Raw genomic sequence first — 21,789 nt, 5'->3', positions numbered from 1 at the left:
CGCAGACAAGGTAAACGACATGGCCGGAATTCAGTTAAACAGCGTTAAAAAAGTCTACCCCAACGGTTTCCACGCGCTGCACGGCGTTGATTTGGACATCGAGGACGGGGAATTTATGGTGTTCGTCGGCCCGTCAGGCTGCGCCAAATCCACCCTGCTACGGATGATCGCCGGGCTGGAGAGCGTCAGCGAGGGGCAGATCCTGATCCACGATCGCTGCGTCAACGACAGCATGCCGAAGGATCGCGGCATCGCCATGGTGTTCCAGAACTATGCGCTGTATCCGCACATGACGGTGTACAAGAACATGGCGTTCGGCCTGATCGGCAAAGAAAGCAAGGCCGAGATCGACCGCCGGGTGCGCGACGCGGCGGAAAAACTGGAGATCACCAACCTGCTGCAGCGCAAGCCGGGCCAGCTCTCCGGCGGCCAGTGTCAGCGGGTGGCAGTCGGCCGCGCCATCGTGCGTAAACCCAAGGTGTTTCTGTTTGACGAGCCGCTGTCCAACCTCGACGCCAAGCTGCGGGTGTCGATGCGCGTGCAGCTGATCGAACTGCACAATCAACTGAAGCAGGAAGGCGCCGCTGCCACCATGGTGTACGTCACCCACGATCAGGTCGAAGCGATGACCATGGGCGACCGCATTTGCGTGATGAACCGCGGCGCCATCATGCAGGTGGATAAACCGATCAACCTGTATCACCACCCCGCCAACCGTTTCGTCGCCGAGTTTATCGGCAGCCCGTCGATGAACCTGCACGATCTGGCGATTGTGCGCGACGGCCAAACGGTGCGGCTGCGCATCGGCCTGCAGCATCAGCTCGATCTGCCGTCCGCGCTGCAACGGCAATTGGCGGACTACCCGCATGCGCGGGTGTGCCTCGGCATCCGGCCGGAGTATCTACGGCTGTGCACGCCCGGCAGCGCCAACTGTTTCCCGGCGCAGATCGTCACTATCGAGCGCATGGGCAACGAAGAGCTGTTGCACTGCGAACTGGCCGACCTGCGCTTCGTGTTGCGCATGGCGTCGCTGCCGGATTGGGAACCGCGCCTCGGCGAAAACATTCATCTGGCATTCGATCTGACGCGCGCGCATTTGTTCGACGAGCTCAGCGGCCAAAACCTCAAATAACAACAGCGGAGTATCCAGCAATGTCGTCAACACAACCCAACAGCTTTGCCCAGCGCCCGGTGCGGGTGCTGGTGGTCGGCGCCGGGGCGCGCGGTGAGATCTACTCGCGCTATGCACTGGCGCATCCCGATTTGATGCAGGTGGTGGCGGTAGCGGAACCGCGCGACGCCTACCGCGAGCAGTTCGTGGCGCAGCATGCCATCGCGCCGGAAAACGTCTTCACCGACTGGCGCCAGGCCGCCGACGCCGGCAAGCTGGCCGATGCGGTGCTGATCTGCACCCAGGATCAGATGCATCTGGAGCCGGCGCTGGCCTTCGCCCGCCAGGGCTACGCCATGCTGCTGGAAAAACCGCTGTCGCCGGACGCCGACGAGTGCCGCGCCATCGTCGCCGAGGTGGTGCGCCAAAAGCTGATCTTCTCGGTCGGCCACGTGCTGCGCTATACCCGCTATACCCAGAAGCTCAAGCAGCTGCTGCGCGACGGCGCGATCGGCGATATCGTCAGCCTGCAGCACTTGGAACCGGTCGGCTACTGGCACCAGGCGCACTCCTTCGTGCGCGGCAACTGGCGCAACGATCAACAGGCCGCTTTTATGCTGCTGCAGAAATCCTGCCACGATATCGACTGGATCCGCTACGTGATGGAGCAACCCTGTGAGCAAGTCAGCTCCTTCGGCAACCTGCGCCATTTCCGCCGGGAAAACCAACCGGCCGGCGCGGCGGACAACTGCCTGGATTGCGCGGTAGAGGCGTCCTGCCCCTATTCCGCCAAGCGGATCTATCTGGGCGACGACCACAAGGCCACACCCGGTTTTCTGCGGGTGCTGACGCCGGAACCCGACCAGACGACGCTGCGGGCGGCACTGCGCGACGGCCCTTACGGCCGCTGCGTCTACCGCTGCGACAATAATGTGGTCGACCATCAGGTGGTCAACATGCAGTTCGCCGGCGGCCGCACCGCGTCGTTCACCATGACGGCCTTTACCCGCCACGAAGATCGCCATACCCGCATCTTCGGTAGCCGTGGCTGCCTGGAGGGCGACGGCCGCCATATTCGCATCACCTCGTTCCTCGACGACGGCGAAACGCATTACGACACCGACGCCGGCCAGGATCTGCACGCCATGGCCGGGCACGGCGGCGGTGACTACTACCTGATGCAGCACTTTATCGCGGCCATTCGCGCCAACGATCCGAGCCAGGTGCTGGCCGGCCCGACGGAAGCGCTGGAGAGCCATCTGATGGTGTTCGCCGCCGAACGCGCGCGCCGCGAAGCGGCGGTGATCGCCCTGAACGGAGCCTGAAGCATGGCGATGAGAGAGATGCATTACGGTTTCGACATCGGCGGCACCAAGATCGAAATGGCCGCCTACGATCGCCGGCTCAATCAGGTGATGATCCAACGGGTGCGCACCCCAACCGGCGATTACGGCGAGTTCGTGGCCTGTATCGCCGGGCTGGTTGACCAGGCGGATCGCGAGCTGCATACACGCGGCAGCATCGGCATCGGTTTACCGGGGATCACCGATCCCGTCAGCCGCCGCCAGTTAGCGGTCAACGTGCCCTGTCTGACCGGCCATTGCCTGGCGGATGACCTGACGCAGGCGTTGGCGCGACCTATCGCCATCGAGAACGACTGCCGCTGCTTCGCGCTGTCGGAAGCCAGCACGCCGCAAACCGCGCACCTGCCGTTGGTGTTCGGCGCCATCATCGGCACCGGCGCCGGCGGCGGCCTGGTGGTGAACCGGCAACTGCACAAAGGGCGTAACGGCGTGGCGGGCGAATGGGGCCATATGCCGATATCGGCCCAGCTGGCGCAACGTTACGATCTGCCGCTGTTCAGCTGCAACTGCGGGCTGACCGGCTGCTTTGAACGCTACGTCTCCGGCAGCGGGCTGCTGGCGCTGAGCCGCCATTTTGCCCATCCGGCCGCCGACGTGCCGTCGCTGGTCGCCAGCTACCGCACCGGTGATCCGCTCGCGCAGCGGCTTATGGCCCTCTACGTCGATATTCTGGCCAGCGCGCTGGCCGGCTTACAGCTGCTGTTGGACGTCGATGCCTTCGTGCTTGGCGGCGGGCTGTCGAACGTCGGTGAGCTGTACCGGCTGCTGCCGCCGGCGATGCGGCGCTGGCTGCTGCCGGGCGTGGAACCCGCGGCGGTGTTCCCGCCGGTGCACGGTGACAGCAGCGGCGTGCGCGGCGCGGCGCTTTTGCACGCTGCAGCATAAAAAAACAGTGAAAGCCCGGCGGCTGCCGAACGATCGCTGCGGCTTTCGCCATCGGCGGAGCGAATGAATAACCGCCGAGAATTGTCGACTGAAAAATAACGAATTTGCCGTTTTCACTTTGCGTTAACCCCGCTTTCGGTTAGTGCTCAATCGAAAGCAAAATAAAATATAACCAACTGATAGATATAGATATTTTAAAATTAATCGATTGCATTTCAGTGTTTCGTTTGCTGTAATTCGCCACGAACAACTGAAAGCGCTCCGGTCAGCATCGCTGCGGCTTATTAAGCCGCGGACGGGCACGGCTACAGGTAAATCAGGAGTCTGCGTTAATGATCAATACCGCAAAACGCCGGGAATTAATTATCGACCAGCTGTGCCGCGAGGGCTCGGTGCGTGTGGAGCAGCTCAGCCAGCAGTTTTCGGTGTCCAGCGTCACCATCCGCAGCGATCTGCGTCAGCTGGAACAGCACGGCTGTGCGGTGCGCGCCTACGGCGGCGCCATGTTGAACAAACAGTTCGCCTTCGACCGCCCGCTGCAGGACAAGGGCCGCATCAACCGCGACGTGAAACACGCCATCGCCTGCGCGGCGGCGGCGCTGATCGAAGACGGCGACGCCGTCATCCTCGACTCCGGCTCCACCACCAGCCAGATGGCGCCGCAGCTGGCGGGGAAAAAGGATCTGGTGGTGATGACCAACGCGCTGAATATCGCCTTCGAACTGGCCAACAACGAGCAGATCGATCTGATGGTGGTCGGCGGCAGCGTACGCCGCAAAGCCTGGTCGTTGTACGGCCCCGCCGCTGAACAGCAGCTGCGCCAGTACCGCTTCGACAAACTGTTTCTCGGCGTCGACGGTTTCGATCTGGCGGGCGGCATCACTACGCCGGATCCGGGCGAAGCGCAACTCAACCGGGTGATGTGTGAAGTGGCGCGCGAAGTGATCGCCATCGCCGATGCCAGCAAATTCGGCCGCACCAGCTTTTGCATGATCCGCGAAGTCGGCCAGATCCACCGCCTGGTCACCGACAGCCGTATTCCGGCGCACTACCTGCAGGCGCTGCACCATTTAGGGATCGACGTGATTATCGCCGACCGTTAACCGAGGCTTTTAAGGAGTTGTCATCATGAATGCGTATTTCTCTTACGAGGCGGATTGGCTGAAGCAGCGCAACGCCTGGCACACCGCCGCAGAGATTTGGCAGCAGCCGGACCTGTGGGCGGCGCTGCACCGGCAGCTGCAGGATCAACAGGCGCAGTGGCAGCCGTTCCTCGCGCCGCTGTTGGCCAATCCTCGGCTGCAAATCGTGCTGTGCGGCGCCGGCAGTTCGGCGTTCGCCGGCCGGGCTCTGGCGCCCTGGCTGCGCGAACGCACCGGCCGCGACGTAGTGGCCTACGGCACCACCGATATCGTCGCCAACCCGCTGCAGTTCCTCGACCCTGAACGGCCGACGCTGCTGGTGTCCTTCGCCCGCTCGGGCAACAGCCCGGAAAGCGTGGCGACGGTGGAACTGGCCGATCAGCTGCTGCCGGAAAGCTATCACCTGATGCTGGTGTGCAACCCGGACAGCCGGCTGGCGCAGTATGCACATCGGCGCGATAACGTCTGTTCGCTGGTGATGCCGCAAGGCTCCAACGATCAGAGCTTCGCCATGACCTCCAGCTTCAGCTGCATGATGCTGAGCGCCGCGCTGCTGCTCGGCCCAATGTCGCTTGAGGCCGCCCAGGCGCCGCTGCACGCCATGGTGCAGCGCTGCCGTGAACTGCGCGAAACGCTGCAGCCGCAGGTAAAGGCACTGGCCGCCAGCGGCTTCCGCCGCTACATCACCCTCGGCGGCAGCTGCTTCACCGGCCTGGCCGAAGAGGCCTCGCTCAAGATGCTGGAGCTCACCGCCGGGCGAATCGTGACACGCTACGACTCACCGCTCGGTCTGCGCCACGGCCCTAAATTTATGGTCGACGGCCAGACATTGGTGGTGCTGATGTTCTCGCACGACGACTACGCCCGTCAGTATGACCGCGACCTGTGGAACGAACTGCAGCGCGACGGGCTGGCGATGCAGTTGGTCGGATTGACCGGCGAACGTCAACCGCTGTCCGATGCCCTGCTGAATCTGCACAACGCGGCAGACGATATCTGGCTGCTGTTCCCGTATCTGCTGTTCACCCAGATGCTGGCCTTCGAGAGTTCGCTGGCGTTGGGGCTCACCCCGGACAACCCGTGCCCGACCGGTGAAGTCAACCGGGTGGTGAAAGGCGTGACGATTTACCGTTTTCCCTCCCCTGAGCTGTAAGGAGATCCCATGTATCTGATAGCCAACCGAGAAATGCTGCTCAAGGCGCAGCGCCAGGGTTACGCCGTGCCGGCGTTTAACGTCCACAATCTGGAAACCGTGCAGGTAGTGGCGGAGACCGCTGCCGAACTGCGCTCGCCGGTAATCATGGCCGGCACGCCCGGCACCTTCAGCTATGCCGGCACCGACTACCTGATCGGCATCTGCCAATCGGCCGCGCACCGCTACGATCTGCCGCTGGCGCTGCACCTGGATCATCATGAAGAGCTGGACGACATAGAGCACAAGGTAAAAAGCGGCATTCGCTCGGTGATGATCGACGGCTCCCACTTGCCGTTCGAACAGAACATCGCCAAGGTAGCCGCCGCGGTCGCCCTGTGCCACCGCTACGGCGCCAGCGTGGAGGCGGAGCTGGGCCGGCTGGGCGGGCAGGAAGACGATTTGATCGTCGATACGGCGGACAGCTTCTATACCGATCCGGCCGCCGCGCGCGAGTTTGTTGCCGCCACCGGCATCGACTCACTGGCGGTGGCGATCGGTTCCGCCCACGGCCTGTACCACGGCGAACCCAAGCTGGATTTTGAGCGCCTGGCGCGGATCCGCGAGCAGGTGGACGTGCCGTTGGTGCTGCACGGCGCCTCCGGCATTCCGGAAGCGATGGTCAAGCGAGCGATCTCGCTCGGCGTCTGTAAGGTCAACGTCGCCACCGAATTGAAAATTGCCTTCGCCGATGCGGTAAAAAGCTACTTTTCGCAGCACCCGGACGCCAACGATCCGCGCAAATACATCGTCCCTGGCAAACTGGCGATGAAAGAAGTGGTGGCGGAAAAGATCCGCATCTGCGGCAGCAGCGGCATGCTGTAATCCCGCTATCGCCCCCGGTTCATACGGCCGCAACGCGGGGGCGAACACGCCGCACGCTTCCCGCCTTTCCTGAGAGAACGATCACAGCCTTTTCACCCACTCGCGCCGGAAATCATTAACTGGCCTTCACTATGATCCAAATCATGGTTTTACTCATCCTACCTCCCTATTATCAAATTCATTGGATGCAGGCAGTAGGATTTTTGCCCATTCGTTTTTATTTCGCCAGGCGAAATAGCTTATTTGATAAAAACAAGCACGCTTGTTTTTAATTGGCAGTGTTTTTACTCTGAAAGGAACAGCGTATGAACCATTACTTAGCCGTATTAAGCGCATTGGTCATTCTGCCCTTCGCTCTGCACGCAAAAGCACTCCCCGGAAGTCAGGTCGCCTCCGGCGTCGTACGCTTCACCGGCGCCATCACCACGCCGGCCTGCACCATCAAACATCAGGATGAACAACTCATCTCCAACTGTTTCGGCAAGGTGACGGAAAACCGCAACGGTTATATTTCCTCTTCGTTAAAAGAAATGCCAAAAGAATTAGTTTCCGCTGTCACCAGCGAGATAGTAAATAACGACCCACACTTGAAACGCGTGACCATCAGCTATAAATAACCCCAAAGAGTTAATATTTGATTAAATAATCAACACGTCATGCCCCGCCCCAATGACTTATAAATTTATTTTATAAATTTACTGAACAATGACTACCCGCCTTACCGTGAGCCGACTATTCGGGCAACTCCAGGGTTGCCCATCAGCATGTCCGAAATCCGCCATCGCTTCCTCCGCTTTCATGCAATAATCGCCTCACTAAACCGAGGAGTGATCCAGATGCAGACTTTTTTGATTGATCGTACCGCGACGCCGGTGGGAGAACTGGTGTTGATTGCCGATGAACAGGGGCGCCTGCGGGCGGTTGACTGGACCGATCACGAAGCGCGCCTGATGAAGCTGCTGAATACGCATTACCGCGCCGATCGCTTTACTCTGCGCGCCCAGCGCGATCCAAGCGGGTTGACCGACGCCATGCAGCGCTATTTCGCCGGGGAACTGAGCATTATCGATCGGCTGCCGGTGATGACCGCCGGCACCGAGTTCCAACGCACCGTGTGGCAACAGCTGCGCCAAATTCCCTGCGGCGAGATCCTGACCTACGGCCAGCTGGCGCAGCGCATCGGCCGCCCGACCGCTTCGCGCGCGGTCGGCATGGCCAACGGTTCCAATCCGATCAGCATCGTCGTCCCCTGCCACCGGGTCATCGGCTCTCAGGGCGCGTTGACCGGCTATGCCGGCGGCGTACAGCGCAAACAGTGGCTGCTGCAACACGAAGGTTACCTGCCGCAGGATCTGCTCTCGCGCTAACGCGGCACATAATCCGGCGGCACGCCATCCGCCGGGGCGGCGGGATAGTAGTCCGGCGGCACCGGCGATGAGCTGGCGTCACCGTAACCATAGGCCACCGGCACCTTGTTGCCTTTGGTGTACATGCATTGCGTATACACGGTGTCGTAGCTGTCTTGCAGATCGTCGCTGCTGCGCCAGGCCGAGTTGTTGGCCATCGCGCTGCCGACCAACAACCCACCGCCGGCGCCGACCAACGCGCCGGGGCCGGCATGACCGGATGCAGCGCCGATCAACGCCCCCGCCGCTGCACCAACGGCCGTGCCCGCCACTGCGGTGCCCGCCGCCGAATTGGCCGCCGTTTGCGCGCCGCCGCCGAGGCTGTTTTGCGCATAGCCGCGGCAAATCGCCTCATCGCGATTGAACTGTTCGTAGCTTTTTCCCGTGCCGGGCAATACCGTCACCTCCGGCCCGGAAGGCGCAGAGACGCAGCCGGCCAATAGCCCGGCCAGCGCCACTATCGGGAAAGCAAAAGAGTGTTTCATCACGCACCACCTGGGATCACCGGGATAACGAACCGTCTGGCACCACTTTCATCCAACCGTCGGGACAACGCGGCACCTGCGGGTAATAGCCCGCCGGCCGGCGGCAGTAGTAAGCGTAACTCGGCGGCTTTTCGATATAGGTCTGCGGCGGCGGCGGCGTGACATACACTACCGGCGGCGGCGGATAGTAGAGCGGCGGTGGCCCCCAGGGCACGCCAATCACCACGCGCGGCCCACCATAGTAGTAACCGTGCCGGTAGTAACCGTGGCCGTAATAGCCGTGGGCGAAGGCGGCGGCGCTGGCCGTCATCAACACCCCGGCGGACGCCATCAACAGTATGCGCTTTTTCATCATCCGCTCCCGAACAAGATAGTTCACCTGCCTTTCTGACCTTCAGCTTAACGCCGATGTGGCGCGGCTTTGCGGTGGGGATTCAGATGAATGCGACAAGCTTTCGCCAGCAGATGTGTCAAACGATGATTGATTCACGCCGCTAAAATTCGCCGATGCGCGCAGCAGAACCGCCCCACGACGATCGCCACGCCTCGCGCCGCCGAAAAGGCAACCGCACGTTGCGCATAAGTGCCAAATAAATCTAGCGACGTCAGCGTGATACAGAATAATCGGCGGCATGTGTGCGCAAAATTCGCACACAATACCCCTATTCATGCTAATGCCACCCTTATCAGCTGCAGCAAAAGATGTTAAAATTGACTCATATCAATTATTGAATGAGCGTAATCTATGATCCCGGAAAAACGCGTGATTCGTCGTATCCAGTCTGGTGGTTGTGCGATCCATTGCCAGGACTGCAGCATCAGCCAGCTGTGCATTCCTTTCACCCTTAATGCCCACGAGCTGGACCAGCTCGACAACATTATCGAGAGAAAGAAGCCCATCCAGAAAGGCCAGACTTTGTTCAAGGCCGGCGACGAGCTGAAATCGCTGTACGCGATCCGTTCCGGGACCATCAAAAGCTATACCATCACCGAGCAAGGCGATGAGCAGATCACCGGTTTCCATCTGGCGGGCGACCTGGTCGGCTTCGACGCCATCGGCGGTCTGAAGCACCCGAGTTTCGCTCAGGCGCTGGAAACCTCGATGGTGTGCGAGATCCCGTTCGAGACCCTCGACGATCTGTCCGGCAAAATGCCTAACCTGCGTCAGCAGATCATGCGGCTGATGAGCGGCGAGATCAAAGGCGACCAGGACATGATCCTGCTGCTGTCGAAGAAAAACGCCGAAGAGCGCCTGGCGGCGTTCGTTTATAACCTGTCGCGCCGCTTCGCGGAGCGCGGCTTCTCACCGCGCGAGTTCCGTTTGACCATGACCCGCGGCGACATCGGCAACTACCTTGGCCTGACGGTGGAAACCATCAGCCGCCTGCTGGGCCGCTTCCAGAAAAGCGAAATCCTCAGCGTGAAAGGCAAATACATCACCATCGAAAACGCCGACGCGCTGTCGGTGCTGGCCGGCACGCCGCGCATCAACGTGACCGTCAACGCCTGATCCCCCTGCCGGATCAACATTTCACCGAAATTGTTGATCCGGCACGCTTCTGTTGTTGTTCTGTTTTTCAATGTTGGGTTACTCTGTAAATTAACAGACTGTTGATTTCAGCTGTAAGGAGGCCCTATGGCGAAGTATCAGAATCTTCTGGTGGCTATTGACCCCAATCAGGACGATCAGCCGGCATTGCGTCGCGCCGTGTACCTGGTGAAACGGAATGGTGGGCGCATCAAAGCCTTCCTGCCCATTTATGACTTCTCTTACGAAATGACGACCCTGCTCTCCCCGGACGAAAGAACGGCGATGCGGCAAGGTGTGATCAGCCAACGCGCCGCCTGGATCAACGAGCAGTGCCGTTTCTATCTCAACGACGGCGTGCCGATCGAAATCAAAGTGGTCTGGCATAACCGCCCCTTCGAAGCCATCATTCAGGAAGTGCTTTCCGGCCAACATGACCTGTTGCTGAAAATGGCGCACCAGCACGACCGGCTGGAGTCGGTGATCTTCACCCCCACCGATTGGCATCTGCTGCGCAAATGCCCTTGCCCGGTATGGATGGTGAAAGACCAGCCCTGGCCGGAAGGCGGTAAAGCACTGGTGGCGGTCAACCTGGCCAGCGAAGAGCCCTATCACGATCCGCTCAATATCAAACTGGTGCAAGAAACCGTCGAACTGGCGGAAAACGTCAATCAGACCGAGGTTCATCTGGTTGGCGCTTACCCCGTTACCCCGATCAACATCGCCATCGAGTTGCCCGATTTCGATCCCAGCGTCTACAACGATGCCATTCGCGGCCAGCATCTGATCGCCATGAAGGCGCTGCGGCAGAAATTCTGCATCAAGGAAGAGTTCACCCACGTGGAGAAAGGCCTGCCGGAAGAGGTCATCCCCGATCTGGCCGAGCACCTGCAGGCCGGCGTGGTGGTTCTGGGCACCCTGGGCCGCACCGGCATTTCGGCCGCCTTTATCGGCAACACGGCGGAACATGTGATCGACCATCTGAAATGCGATCTGCTGGTGATTAAACCGGAAAACTTCACCTGCCCGATCGAGGCGGATGAAGACGATGAACACGACGACGAAGATTAAGCTTCGCGCATAAAAAATGGGCCGCTAAGCGGCCCATTTTTTTGTTGCCCAATTACTTCTGCAGCGCCCGTAGAATCGCTTCCACGCTGTCTTTGGCGTCGCCGAACAGCATTTGGGTGTTCTCCTTGAAGAACAGCGGGTTCTGCACGCCGGCATAGCCGGTGTTCATCGAGCGTTTAAACGCGATCACGTTCTGCGCTTTCCACACTTCCAATACCGGCATACCGGCGATCGGGCTGCGCGGATCTTCCAGCGCCGCCGGGTTCACCGTGTCGTTGGCGCCGATCACCAGCACGGTATCGGTATCCGGGAAATCGTCGTTGATCTCATCCATCTCCAACACCACGTCGTACGGCACTTTGGCTTCCGCCAGCAGCACGTTCATGTGGCCCGGCAAACGCCCCGCGACCGGGTGAATGCCGAAACGCACCTTCACGCCGCGCGCGCGCAGTTTCTCGGTGATTTCCGCCACCGGATATTGCGCCTGCGCCACCGCCATGCCGTAGCCTGGGGTGATGATCACCGACGTGGAGTTCTTCAACTGCTCGGCCACCTCTTCCGCCGTGGTTTCGCGGTATTCGCCCATCTCTTCGGCATCGCCGGTAGACGAACCGTCGCTGCCGAAACCACCGGCGATCACGCTGATAAACGAGCGGTTCATCGCCTTACACATGATGTAAGACAGGATGGCCCCCGAAGAACCCACCAGTGCGCCGGTGACGATCAGCAGATCGTTGCTCAGCATGAAGCCCGCCGCGGCGGCGGCCCACCCCGAGTAGGAGTTGAGCATCGAGACCACCACCGGCATGTCGGCACCACCGATCGACGCCACCAGATGCCAACCGAACGCCAGCGCGATCGCCGTCATCAGCAGCAGCGTCACTACCTGCCAGCCCACGCTGTCGGTACGCACAAATGTCACCAGCAACAGGAGCGAGATCACCAGCGCCGCCAGGTTCAGTTTGTGGCGATTCGGCAGCATCAGCGGCTTGGAAGAGATGATGCCGCGCAGCTTGCCGAAAGCGACGATCGAACCGGTAAAGGTCACGGCGCCGATAAAGATGCCGAGAAACACTTCGGTCAGATGGATATTCGCCATCACCGGCTCCATCGGCGCGCCGTGATCCAGGTAGCTGTTGAAGCCGACCAGCACCGCGGCCAGGCCGACGAAGCTGTGCAGCACCGCCACCAGTTCCGGCATTTCGGTCATCTCGACCTTTTTCGCCAGATAGACGCCGATCGAGCCGCCGATGATCATGGCGATGATGATCCAGCCGACGTTGCCGGAATCCGGCCCGAGAATGGTGGCGATCAGCGCAATCGCCATACCGGCGACGCCGAACAGGTTGCCCTGTTTCGACGTTTCGTGGCGCGACAGGCCCGCCAGGCTGAAAATAAACAAAATAGCGGCAACAATGTATGCAGCTGTAACCAATCCTCCAGACATTTGCTACCCCTTAGTTCTTGCGGAACATCTTCAGCATGCGCTGAGTGACGGTGAACCCACCGAAAATATTGATGCTGGCGATCAGCACGGCGATAAAGGAGAGGAAACTCACCCAGCCGCCATGCCCGATCTGCAGCAGCGCACCGACCACGATAATCCCCGAGATCGCGTTGGTGACCGACATCAGCGGGGTATGCAGCGCATGGCTGACGTTCCAGACCACGTAGTAACCGACCACGCAGGCCAGCGCAAACACGGTAAAGTGCGACAGGAACTCTTTCGGCGCCGCGTCCGCCAGCCAGCCGAACAGCAGGATCGCCAGAGCCATCAGGCCGTACTTCAGCCACGGCGAGGTCGGTTTGGCTTCGGGTTTGGCCACCGGTGCGGCGGCAGGCGCCGCTTTCGGCTGGGCGGAGACCTGGATCGGCGGCGCCGGCCAGGTGACTTCACCGCTGCGCACCACGGTAACGCCGCGGATCACCGTATCGTCGAAATCGATGTCGATCTCACCGTTCTTCTCTTTCGACAGCAGCTTCAGCAGGTTGACCAGGTTGGTGCCGTAAAGCTGTGAAGATTGCGTCGGCAGGCGGCTCGGCAGGTCGGTATAGCCGATGATTTTCACGCCGTTGTCGGTCACGGTAATGGTGTCGGCCACCGTCAGTTCGCAGTTGCCGCCGGTTTGCGCCGCCAGATCGACGATCACGCTGCCCGGTTTCATCGACGCCACCATCTCTTTGGTGATCAGCTTCGGCGCCGGTTTGCCCGGGATCAGCGCGGTAGTGACGATGATATCGACCTCCGCGGCCTGCGCGGCGAACAGCGCCATCTCGGCCTTGATGAAGGCTTCGGACATCACTTTGGCGTAACCGTCACCGCTGCCCGCTTCCTCTTCAAAATCCAGCTCGAGGAATTCCGCCCCCATGCTCTGCACCTGCTCTTTCACTTCCGGGCGGGTGTCGAAGGCGCGCACGATGGCGCCGAGGCTGCCCGCGGCACCGATCGCCGCCAGGCCGGCCACGCCGGCGCCGATGATCATCACCTTGGCCGGCGGCACTTTGCCGGCGGCGGTGATCTGACCGGTGAAGAAGCGGCCGAACTCATGCGCCGCTTCGACAATCGCGCGGTAACCGGCGATGTTGGCCATCGAGCTCAGCGCATCCATCGACTGGGCGCGCGAGATGCGCGGTACCGAGTCCATCGCCAGCGCGGTGACGTTGCGCGCCGCCAGCTTGGCCATCAGCTCGGGATTTTGCGCCGGCCAGATAAAGCTGACCAGCGTGCTGCCCTCACGCATCAAGGCGATCTCGTCGTCTTGCGGCGCGTTGACTTTCAGGATCAGATCCGACTGCCACACTTCGCTTTCGTCGACCAGCGCCGCGCCGGCGGCTTCATAGGCGACGTCCTCAAAACTGGCCAGTTTGCCCGCCCCGCGTTCAATCGCGACGGTAAAACCCAGCTTCAGCAGTTGTTCCACCGTTTTCGGCGTGGCTGCGACCCGGGCTTCATTGGCCAACCGCTCTCTTGGTACACCAATACGCATAATGTTCCCTTCTCACCTGTCTTGGATGATGTTTATTATTTTCCTGCCCATAGCACGGCGCCGTCGGCGAGCGTTGCGTTAACTTGCCCGCACTGATTTCAGGCGCCAACTATAACCTACTGAAAATAAGGTCGATGATCCATAATTGCTTACGCATTCAGCCCTGTTTTTACATAAAAACGCCGCGCGCGATATGACAAATCGCAATTTACAGTGAAAAAATCCATACAGAACAGCACATTCTGCGTGACAAGAGGTTTACGCCCGGCGTAACGATTTATGGCCGTGCGCGGCGCAAAAGCATAAAAGTTATCATTTTGTGAATAATTAACATTAATGACACCAAAGCCGTTATTATGGAAACTTATGACGGCGGCGCCATCCGTGCGACCCGCGTCACCTTCGGCGATTTGTCGCACGGGATAACATAAAATGCTGAGACAGTTTTCAGAATTACATGTAATAATCGACGGCTGAATTACACTTAAACAGTTCAGTACGTTATAAACGTTAATGCGCTAGGCGAAAGGATTTTTTATGAAGCTGAAGACCACGATCATCGCGTCAGCCTTGTTATCACTCACCGCGCTGTCTGCTCAAGCTGCGCAAGAGTTAACTCCTGAGAAAGCAGCGGCGCTGAAGCCGTTTGATCGCATCACGATTACCGGCCGCTTCAATGCCATCAATGAAGCCGTCGACGCCGTATCCCGCCGTGCAGACAAACTGGGTGCCGATTCCTTCTATATCCAGGACACCAACAACAGCAACAACGGCGGCAACTGGCGCGTCACCGCAGACCTTTATCATAAAGATGCGCCAGAAGTGAGCAAAACACCAAAATACCGCGTATTTAACGGCGTGAATGAACTGCCTAAAGATGAAGCCTACCTGCTGGAGCCTTACGATACCGTGAGCGTCAGCGGCTTCTACCGCAGCCAGCCGGACATCAACGACGCCATCTCCAAAGAAGCGAAGAAAAAAGGCGCCGCCTCGTTCTTTATCGTGCGCCAGGTTGACGCCAACTCCGGCGGCAACCAGTTCGTCACCGCGTACATCTATAAGGCCGATGCGCCGAAACGCCGTGTGCAGAGCCCGGACGCCATCCCGGCCGACTCTGACGCCGGCCGCGCCGCCCTGGCCGCCGGTGGCGCCGAAGCCGCGAAAGTCGAAATTCCTGGCGTCGCGTCTTCCGGTTCGCCAAGCCGCGACGTGGGCCGTTTCTTCGAAACCCAGTCCTCTACCGGCCAGCGCTATACCGTCACGCTGCCTAACGGCACCAAGATCCAGGAAGTGAACAACGTGACCGCCGCGCAGATGGTGCCGTTCGATTCCGTCACCTTCACCGGCCACTTCAACAGCATGACCGACGTGTCTACCGAAGTGGCGAAACGCGCGGCCGAGAAAGGCGCCAAGTACTACCACGTCACTCGCCAGTGGCAGAACAAGAGCGGCGGCAACCTGACCGTCAGCGCCGATCTGTTCAAATAAAACCCGCTTTTCGGTTTACCATCGGGCAGCCCTTGAGCTGCCCGTTTTTATTGCCGCTCTTTTCGCCCACCGTTGAATAGTTTTTTGTAAATTCCGCATATTCAATCATTGCATCTCTAATCATCCCTCCGTAGAATTTGCGCCAATTTTTAGGGCTATTGTCTATTCGCGCAGTGGTTGTTAACACATTGTTGCCGCCAAGCAGTTCCCTTCCAGTTGTTTATTCTGCGTTCAGGATCCGTCATTGGAAAAAAAACTCGGTCTTACCGCGCTAACCGCTTTGGTGCTCAGCTCAATGCTGGGCGCCGGCGTGTTCAGTCTGCCGCAAAATATGGCGCAGGTCGCCAGCCCCGCCGCACTGTTGCTGGGTTGGGGGATCACCGGCGTCGGCATTCTGTTTTTGGCCTTCGCCATGCTGCTGCTTACGCGTCTGCGTCCGGATCTGGACGGCGGCATCTTCACCTATGCTAAAGAAGGGTTCGGCGAGCTGATGGGCTTCTGCTCCGCCTGGGGCTACTGGCTGTGCGCCGTGATCGCCAACGTTTCGTATCTGGTGATCGTGTTCGCGGCGCTGAGTATTTTCACCGATCGCGGCGGCGACGTTATTCTCGGTGACGGCAATACCTGGCAGGCGCTGATCGCCGAATCCGCCCTGCTGTGGATCGTGCACGCGCTGGTGCTGCGCGGCGTGCAAACCGCCGCCAGCATCAACCTGGCGGCCACCCTCGCCAAGCTGCTGCCGCTGGGCATGTTCGCCGTTCTGGCGGCGATCGCCTTCAAAATGGACGTGTTTACGCTGGATTTCAAGGGTGTCGCCCTCGGCAAGCCGGTATGGGAACAGGTCAAGGACACCATGCTGATCACCCTGTGGGTGTTTATCGGCGTGGAAGGCGCCGTGGTGGTTTCCGCCCGCGCCCGCAATAAAAAAGACGTGGGCCGCGCCACCATGCTGGCGGTACTGTCGGCGCTGGCGGTGTATCTGATGGTCACGCTGCTGTCGCTGGGCGTGGTGCCGCGCAGCGAACTGGCCGAAATGCGCAACCCGTCGATGGCGGTGCTGATGGTGGAACTGATCGGCCCATGGGGAGACGTGCTCATTGCCGCCGGTCTGATCATTTCCGTTTGCGGCGCCTACCTGAGCTGGACCATCATGGCGGCGGAAGTGCCGCTGCTGGCCGCGCAGCACGGTGCGTTTCCACGCGTATTCGGCAAGCAGAACCGCCATCACGCCCCGTCCTCGTCGCTGTGGCTGACCAACATCGCCGTACAGCTGGCGCTGGTGCTGATCTGGCTGACCGGCAGCAACTACAACTCGCTGTTGACCATCGCTTCGGAAATGATCCTGGTGCCTTATTTCCTGGTCGGCGCGTTTCTGTTTAAGGTGGCGTACCGCCGCCGCGACAAACGCTTGATCTTTGCCGCCACCGGCGCCTGCATCTATGGTTTGTGGCTGCTGTACGCTTCGGGGCTGATGCACCTGCTGATGTCGGTGCTGCTGTATGCGCCGGGTCTGCTGGTGTTCATGTATGCCCGCCGCGGCCACCGCGATATCAATCTGCTGAACCGCCTGGAAAAAGGCAGCATCCTCTTGCTGCTGGTGGCCACGCTGCCTGCCGGCTGGTTTATGCTGCACTAAGATGACCTGCCAATGCGGCTGCCCGTCAGCCGCATTATTGCCTCTTTCCCTTCGACCTCTTTCCTTCGGCCTTTACATCATCAGCCATGCGTCGCGCTTGCGATCTTAAATGCAATTAATTATCATTATCATCTAAACGTTAACGGCAAAGACGCGAGTGCCCCCTGCCGAGAGGCATCGGAGGCGGGTTAGGACAGGCTGAAAATGGAAGGTATTTCATGGCTGAAAAACTGCTGCACGCATTACCTTTGTTTACCACCTGGGAAGCGCTGATCGCCGAGGGCAACACGGCGTTTAATCAGCAACACGATCGCCAGGCGATGGCGAGCTACCAACAGGCGCTCGAGGTCGCTCAGGCCATCATCGCCGAAAAACCCTGGCTGAATGCGGAATATACCGCCAGATTTGAAGCGCCCAATATTTTCGAATCTGCCCTTGCCGCGCTGATCGTCACATTCAACAACATCACCCATCTGCGCCTGCGGCAAAAGCCCCTTCGCGGCGTCGAACTGCACGTGCATCAGGCCCGAGTCGCCGTCGAAGGGCTGCTGGGCGATACCTCGCTGTGCGAACAGATGCAGCAGATCGCCGAACGGCACCTGCTGCGCTTCAGGATTGAAACCCTGCACTTACTGCGCGAACACCGGCTGCCGGAAACCAGCGTCTGTGCGTCTGCCGCCAGCCATTCCGCCACCGTGCATTAAAAACGTCACGCTGACATGAGGAGCGATCGGCAAATGAATGAATTGAATGACGAGATGAAGAAGATGCTGGCTAAGCAGCTGCCTGTGCAGGCGACCAGCAGCCCAAACGGCGTGCCGGATATCGGCCCCAAGCGCTCTTTGCGCCTCTATGATGACCGTACGCTGATTTATAACGAAAATACCGGCGGCCAAACGCTGCAAAACATCAAGGAAGGCTCGAAAATGGCCGTGGTGGTCATCGATCGCGAGGCGCTGGACGGTTACCGCTTCGTTGGCACGCCCGAACTGTGCCAGACGGGCAAGCCGTTTGACGATGCGCTGACGTTTGCAGAAAAAAACGGGATGAAACCGCCGAAATACGCGGTGTTAATTCATATAGACAGTATTTATACCCTGCGCTCCGGCCCCAATGCCGGAACCCGGCTCTAGAAGCCGCCGGGTATCACGCCGCGTGAAACTTCACGCTAATGGTCAGGGCATCGCGGTGTGCCAATGGCCTGACCATGAGCGAGCGGCCGGGCCGATGTGCCCGGTCAGCTTTTAGGAGGAAGGGTAACGGTCATGCGCTCACCCACCAGGGCGATCGCAACGCCTTGCGCACACTCTTTCTGAATCGCCGCCAGCTGTTGCGTTTCCAGCGCATAAGGCAACTGAATGTCAAATACCGCCAGGCCCTGCTGCTGCGCCAGGTCAATCAGGCGAACGATGTTGGTTTCATCGCTGACCTGGGTCGACACCACCTGCAGCGCCAACTCTTTCAACTGCTCTTTGCGCGTTTGTGACGTGGTCACGCGCGATTTCAACACCATGCCGAAGATCGGCATCACACCATAAATAGCATCAACAAAGCGCCAGTGCTTCCTGCACGATGCGGACAGAAAATCCATGTAGTCGAAACAGATTTTCTCACTGCGCGCGATGGATGCAAGGTGATTGCTGTTCATCCCCTCATTCCTCTCATGGCCAGTGTTAACCCGTGGTCTTTCAAGCCGCCGCCGGACGGCAACCTGAAATGCATTGGGGATCTTACATCCAGAAATGGATAATCATGCGAAGCTTTAACGACTTTCCGCCGTATGATGGCATAATTCCCCTATTGTTTGCCAGTCTGTCCAGGAGCTTTAATCAATGGAACACCCCAACTCCGCCCCGGTGCTGATTACCGGCGGCGCGCGGCGCATAGGGCTGGCGCTCGCCAGAGCGTTTCTTCAGCGCGGCGTTCCCGTCATCATCGCCTATCGCAGTGAATATCCGGCGATGACCGAGTTGCAAGCCTTGGGCGCCTGCTGCATTCAGGGCGACTTTTCCACCCATGAAGGCATCTACCGTTTCGCCGACCAGGTGCGGCAGGTCGCGCCCAAGCTGCGCGCGGTGATCCACAACGCCAGCGCCTGGCAAGCCGAATCGCCGGAAGTGCCGCCGGAACAGGTGATGGCGGCGATGCTGCAAATTCACGTCTACACGCCCTATTTGCTCAACCAGCTGCTCGAACCCTGCCTGACCGGCCAGGGCCAGGCCGGTGCCGACATTATCCATCTGACCGACTACGTGGTGGAAAAAGGCAGCGACAAGCACATCGCCTACGCCGCCAGCAAGGCCGCGCTGGACAATATGACCCGCTCGTTCGCCCGCAAGCTGGCGCCGGAGGTCAAGGTCAATGCCATCGCCCCGGCACTGATCATTTTCAATCCGGGCGACGATGAAGCCTACCGCCAACAGGCGCTGGCGAAATCGCTGATGAAGGTGGCGCCGGGCGAGAGCGAAGTGGTCAATCTGGTGAACTACCTGCTGGAAAGCCGCTACGTTACCGGCCGCACTCACGGCGTCGACGGCGGCCGTCCGCTGCGCTAAAGATCCGCATGGCGCATCTTCACGGGCCGCGCTATGCTGAAATCCGCTTTTCTTATTAAAACACGGGCATATGCATAAAATTGTTTTTGTGGAAGACGATCCGGAAGTCGGCAAACTGATTGCCGCCTATCTGGGCAAACACGATATCGAGGTGCTGATCGAACCGCGCGGCGACAGCGCGCAGGCGCGCATCGAGCACGAGCAACCCGATCTGGTGCTGCTGGACATCATGCTGCCCGGCAAAGACGGCATGACGCTGTGCCGCGATCTGCGCCCCACTTTCCCCGGCCCAATCGTGCTGCTCACCTCGCTCGACAGCGACATGAACCATATCCTGTCGCTGGAGATGGGCGCCAACGACTACATCCTGAAAACCACGCCGCCGGCGGTATTGCTGGCGCGCCTGCGTTTGCACCTGCGCCAACACAGCCAGCAGCCGAAAGAAGAGTCGGTTCAGCCGCTCACGCAACACAACGCGCTGCATTTCGGATTGCTGTGCATCGATCCGGTCAACCGCCAGGTCTCGCTCGGGGAAGAAACCGTCACTCTATCCACCTCGGACTTCGATTTGCTGTGGGAGCTGGCGACCCATGCCGGGCAGATCATGGATCGCGAGGCGCTGCTGAAAAACCTGCGCGGCGTGAGCTACGACGGCATGGACCGCAGCATCGACGTGGCGATCTCCCGCCTGCGCCGCAAACTGTACGACAACGCGCTGGAGCCGTTCCGCATCAAAACGGTGCGCAACAAGGGTTATCTGTTCGCCCCTAACGCCTGGGCATCGGTGCAACAATGAGAAAACTTTTCGTCCAGTTCTTCCTGTTGCTGTTCGTCTGTTTTCTGGTGATGGCGATGCTGGTCGGCCTGGTGTACAAAGTGACCGCCGAGCGCGCCGGCCGCCAGTCGATGGACGATCTGATGAAAAGCTCGCTGTACCTGATGCGCAGCGAGCTGCGCGAAATCCCGCTGAAGGACTGGAACAAAACCATCGCCACGCTGGATCTCAACCTGTCGTTCAAACTGCATATCGAACCGCTCGGCAAACAGGAGCTGAGCGAAGATCTGAAAAAACGGCTGCGGCTGGGGGAGATCATCGCCCTCGACGATCAATACACCTTCATGCAGCGCATCCCGCGCAGCCACTATGTCCTGGTCGTCGGCCCGATTCCTTATCTGTTCTACCTGCATCAGATGCGCCTGCTGGATCTGGTATTGCTGGTGTTTATCGGCATGTCGCTGGCGCTGCCGGTGTTCCTGTGGATGCGGCCGCACTGGCAAGATCTGCTCAAGCTGGAAAACGCCGCCCAACGCCTCGGCGCCGGGCATCTGGATGAGCGCACCCATTTCGACCCCACTTCCAGCCTGAGCCGGCTCGGGGTTGCATTCAACCAGATGGCGGACAACGTCAACACCCTGATCGCCAGCAAGAAACAGTTGATCGACGGCATCGCTCATGAGCTGCGCACGCCGCTGGTGCGCCTGCGCTACCGGCTCGAGATGAGCGATAACCTGTCCGAAAGCGAACAGCAGGCGCTGAACCGCGATATCGGCCAGTTGGAATCACTTATAGATGAACTGCTGACCTATGCTCGTCTGGACCGCCCGCAAGTTGCGTTAAACATCGAGCCCATCAATCTGCCAAAGTGGCTCGAGGACAAGGTCGATGATATCCGTCTTATTCATCAGGAACGCGACATCCAGCTCGATATTCCGCACGTCGGCGACTTCGGCGGCGTCGATCTGCGCCTGATGGAACGCGTGCTCGACAACCTGGTCAACAATGCGCTGCGCTATTCCGAGCAACGCCTGCGCGTTGGCCTGTGGTTTGACGGCGATCTCGCCTGTTTGCAAGTCGAAGACGACGGGCCGGGCATTCCGCCGGAAGAGCGCGAACGGGTGTTCGAGCCTTTCGTCCGCCTCGATCCCAGCCGCGATCGCGCCACCGGCGGCTGCGGGCTGGGGTTGGCCATCGTCCATTCCATCGCTGTCGCCTACCAGGGACAGGTGTTCGTTGAAGGCAGTTCGCTCGGCGGCGCCAGCTTCCGCTTCTGCTGGCCGGTGAAGCCGACATTCAGTTTAAAAGCCGATCTGGCGTAATACCGCCGGACCATTAT

The 21,789-nt window shown here is 59.7% G+C and carries 24 protein-coding genes; 17 read left to right on the top strand and 7 right to left on the bottom strand.

Annotation, left to right across the window (positions count from 1 at the left end):
* The first annotated feature begins 19 nt into the window (after positions 1 to 19).
* From AAIE04_RS13690 to ogt, 8 genes are all read left to right on the top strand, one after another.
* The gene (locus AAIE04_RS13690) at positions 20 to 1,132 is read left to right on the top strand and encodes an ABC transporter ATP-binding protein (protein WP_498577128.1); all 1,113 of its coding nucleotides are present in this window, start codon (positions 20 to 22) and stop codon (positions 1,130 to 1,132) included.
* 20 nt (positions 1,133 to 1,152) lie between these two features.
* Positions 1,153 to 2,436, top strand: coding sequence for a Gfo/Idh/MocA family protein (locus tag AAIE04_RS13685; RefSeq protein ID WP_498577127.1), 1,284 nt, complete (start codon positions 1,153 to 1,155; stop codon positions 2,434 to 2,436).
* 18 nt (positions 2,437 to 2,454) lie between these two features.
* Positions 2,455 to 3,360 carry an ROK family protein gene (locus AAIE04_RS13680; protein WP_498577264.1) on the top strand — a complete coding sequence of 302 codons (906 nt, stop codon included), beginning with the start codon at positions 2,455 to 2,457 and terminating at the stop codon, positions 3,358 to 3,360.
* A 332-nt stretch (positions 3,361 to 3,692) separates the two neighbouring features.
* Positions 3,693 to 4,463, top strand: a complete 771-nt coding sequence (gene agaR, locus AAIE04_RS13675; protein WP_019452625.1) for a transcriptional repressor AgaR — start codon at positions 3,693 to 3,695, stop codon at positions 4,461 to 4,463.
* A gap of 25 nt (positions 4,464 to 4,488) precedes the next feature.
* A complete protein-coding gene (locus AAIE04_RS13670) occupies positions 4,489 to 5,655 on the top strand; it encodes an SIS domain-containing protein (protein ID WP_498577126.1) in 1,167 nt (388 codons plus the stop codon).
* A gap of 9 nt (positions 5,656 to 5,664) precedes the next feature.
* Complete coding sequence (locus AAIE04_RS13665; RefSeq protein ID WP_063919547.1) at positions 5,665 to 6,519, top strand: tagatose bisphosphate family class II aldolase; 855 nt, start codon at positions 5,665 to 5,667, stop codon at positions 6,517 to 6,519.
* Between the two features lie 305 nt (positions 6,520 to 6,824).
* The gene (locus AAIE04_RS13660) at positions 6,825 to 7,136 is read left to right on the top strand and encodes a YmdA family protein (protein ID WP_019452628.1); all 312 of its coding nucleotides are present in this window, start codon (positions 6,825 to 6,827) and stop codon (positions 7,134 to 7,136) included.
* A gap of 219 nt (positions 7,137 to 7,355) precedes the next feature.
* Complete coding sequence (gene ogt / locus AAIE04_RS13655) at positions 7,356 to 7,886, top strand: methylated-DNA--[protein]-cysteine S-methyltransferase (protein WP_063919548.1); 531 nt, start codon at positions 7,356 to 7,358, stop codon at positions 7,884 to 7,886.
* On the opposite strand, the gene AAIE04_RS13650 is transcribed toward ogt, so the two are convergent.
* A complete protein-coding gene (locus tag AAIE04_RS13650) occupies positions 7,883 to 8,410 on the bottom strand; it encodes a glycine zipper family protein (protein WP_498577125.1) in 528 nt (175 codons plus the stop codon). The two genes, ogt and AAIE04_RS13650, sit on opposite strands and share 4 nt — an antisense overlap.
* Positions 8,411 to 8,426: 16 nt before the next feature.
* Positions 8,427 to 8,762 carry a hypothetical protein gene (locus AAIE04_RS13645; protein WP_498577124.1) on the bottom strand — a complete coding sequence of 112 codons (336 nt, stop codon included), beginning with the start codon at positions 8,760 to 8,762 and terminating at the stop codon, positions 8,427 to 8,429.
* Between the two features lie 393 nt (positions 8,763 to 9,155).
* Here AAIE04_RS13645 and fnr point away from each other — a divergent pair, with 393 nt between their 5' ends.
* Positions 9,156 to 9,920 carry a fumarate/nitrate reduction transcriptional regulator Fnr gene (gene fnr, locus AAIE04_RS13640; RefSeq protein WP_004938278.1) on the top strand — a complete coding sequence of 255 codons (765 nt, stop codon included), beginning with the start codon at positions 9,156 to 9,158 and terminating at the stop codon, positions 9,918 to 9,920.
* Positions 9,921 to 10,046: 126 nt separating this feature from the next.
* Complete coding sequence (uspE, locus tag AAIE04_RS13635) at positions 10,047 to 11,009, top strand: universal stress protein UspE (RefSeq protein ID WP_432525153.1); 963 nt, start codon at positions 10,047 to 10,049, stop codon at positions 11,007 to 11,009.
* A 52-nt stretch (positions 11,010 to 11,061) separates the two neighbouring features.
* Here uspE and pntB read toward each other — a convergent pair whose 3' ends face one another.
* The 3 genes from pntB to AAIE04_RS13620 form a co-directional block, all read right to left on the bottom strand.
* Positions 11,062 to 12,456, bottom strand: coding sequence for a Re/Si-specific NAD(P)(+) transhydrogenase subunit beta (gene pntB / locus AAIE04_RS13630; protein ID WP_498577123.1), 1,395 nt, complete (start codon positions 12,454 to 12,456; stop codon positions 11,062 to 11,064).
* A 10-nt stretch (positions 12,457 to 12,466) separates the two neighbouring features.
* Complete coding sequence (pntA, locus tag AAIE04_RS13625; RefSeq protein WP_141968606.1) at positions 12,467 to 13,996, bottom strand: Re/Si-specific NAD(P)(+) transhydrogenase subunit alpha; 1,530 nt, start codon at positions 13,994 to 13,996, stop codon at positions 12,467 to 12,469.
* A 149-nt stretch (positions 13,997 to 14,145) separates the two neighbouring features.
* The gene (locus tag AAIE04_RS13620) at positions 14,146 to 14,415 is read right to left on the bottom strand and encodes a hypothetical protein (RefSeq protein ID WP_498577122.1); all 270 of its coding nucleotides are present in this window, start codon (positions 14,413 to 14,415) and stop codon (positions 14,146 to 14,148) included.
* A 118-nt stretch (positions 14,416 to 14,533) separates the two neighbouring features.
* Here AAIE04_RS13620 and ydgH point away from each other — a divergent pair, with 118 nt between their 5' ends.
* On the top strand, positions 14,534 to 15,484 hold the full coding sequence (gene ydgH, locus AAIE04_RS13615) for a DUF1471 family protein YdgH (RefSeq protein ID WP_019452635.1): 951 nt from the start codon (positions 14,534 to 14,536) through the stop codon (positions 15,482 to 15,484).
* Here the strand turns inward: ydgH and AAIE04_RS13610 are convergent.
* Positions 15,477 to 15,671 carry a hypothetical protein gene (locus AAIE04_RS13610; protein WP_139285520.1) on the bottom strand — a complete coding sequence of 65 codons (195 nt, stop codon included), beginning with the start codon at positions 15,669 to 15,671 and terminating at the stop codon, positions 15,477 to 15,479. The genes ydgH and AAIE04_RS13610 overlap by 8 nt on opposite strands.
* Before the next feature lie 57 nt (positions 15,672 to 15,728).
* Between AAIE04_RS13610 and AAIE04_RS13605 the strand changes: the two genes are divergently transcribed.
* From AAIE04_RS13605 to AAIE04_RS13595, 3 genes are all read left to right on the top strand, one after another.
* A complete protein-coding gene (locus tag AAIE04_RS13605; protein ID WP_063919549.1) occupies positions 15,729 to 17,120 on the top strand; it encodes an amino acid permease in 1,392 nt (463 codons plus the stop codon).
* A 218-nt stretch (positions 17,121 to 17,338) separates the two neighbouring features.
* Positions 17,339 to 17,824, top strand: a complete 486-nt coding sequence (locus AAIE04_RS13600) for a DUF2753 family protein (protein ID WP_498056178.1) — start codon at positions 17,339 to 17,341, stop codon at positions 17,822 to 17,824.
* 33 nt (positions 17,825 to 17,857) lie between these two features.
* On the top strand, positions 17,858 to 18,253 hold the full coding sequence (locus AAIE04_RS13595) for a pyridoxamine 5'-phosphate oxidase family protein (RefSeq protein ID WP_019452639.1): 396 nt from the start codon (positions 17,858 to 17,860) through the stop codon (positions 18,251 to 18,253).
* Between the two features lie 104 nt (positions 18,254 to 18,357).
* Here the strand turns inward: AAIE04_RS13595 and AAIE04_RS13590 are convergent, their stop codons facing one another.
* Positions 18,358 to 18,768 (bottom strand): hypothetical protein, encoded by a 411-nt coding sequence (locus AAIE04_RS13590; protein WP_074054123.1) that lies wholly within the window; start codon positions 18,766 to 18,768, stop codon positions 18,358 to 18,360.
* A 184-nt stretch (positions 18,769 to 18,952) separates the two neighbouring features.
* Between AAIE04_RS13590 and folM the strand changes: the two genes are divergently transcribed.
* The 3 genes from folM to rstB all read left to right on the top strand — a co-directional run bounded on the left by folM (position 18,953) and on the right by rstB (position 21,772).
* On the top strand, positions 18,953 to 19,675 hold the full coding sequence (folM, locus tag AAIE04_RS13585; RefSeq protein ID WP_019452641.1) for a dihydromonapterin reductase: 723 nt from the start codon (positions 18,953 to 18,955) through the stop codon (positions 19,673 to 19,675).
* Between the two features lie 70 nt (positions 19,676 to 19,745).
* A complete protein-coding gene (gene rstA, locus AAIE04_RS13580; RefSeq protein WP_498577121.1) occupies positions 19,746 to 20,471 on the top strand; it encodes a two-component system response regulator RstA in 726 nt (241 codons plus the stop codon).
* Positions 20,468 to 21,772: a two-component system sensor histidine kinase RstB gene (rstB, locus tag AAIE04_RS13575; RefSeq protein WP_498577120.1), complete on the top strand. Its 1,305-nt coding sequence runs from the start codon at positions 20,468 to 20,470 to the stop codon at positions 21,770 to 21,772. The genes rstA and rstB overlap by 4 nt, the downstream gene beginning before the upstream one ends.
* Positions 21,773 to 21,789: the final 17 nt, after the last annotated feature.

The organism is Serratia sp. Ae19-1, from assembly GCF_059801225.1.
This window is presented reverse-complemented; position numbering and strand designations above follow the sequence as displayed.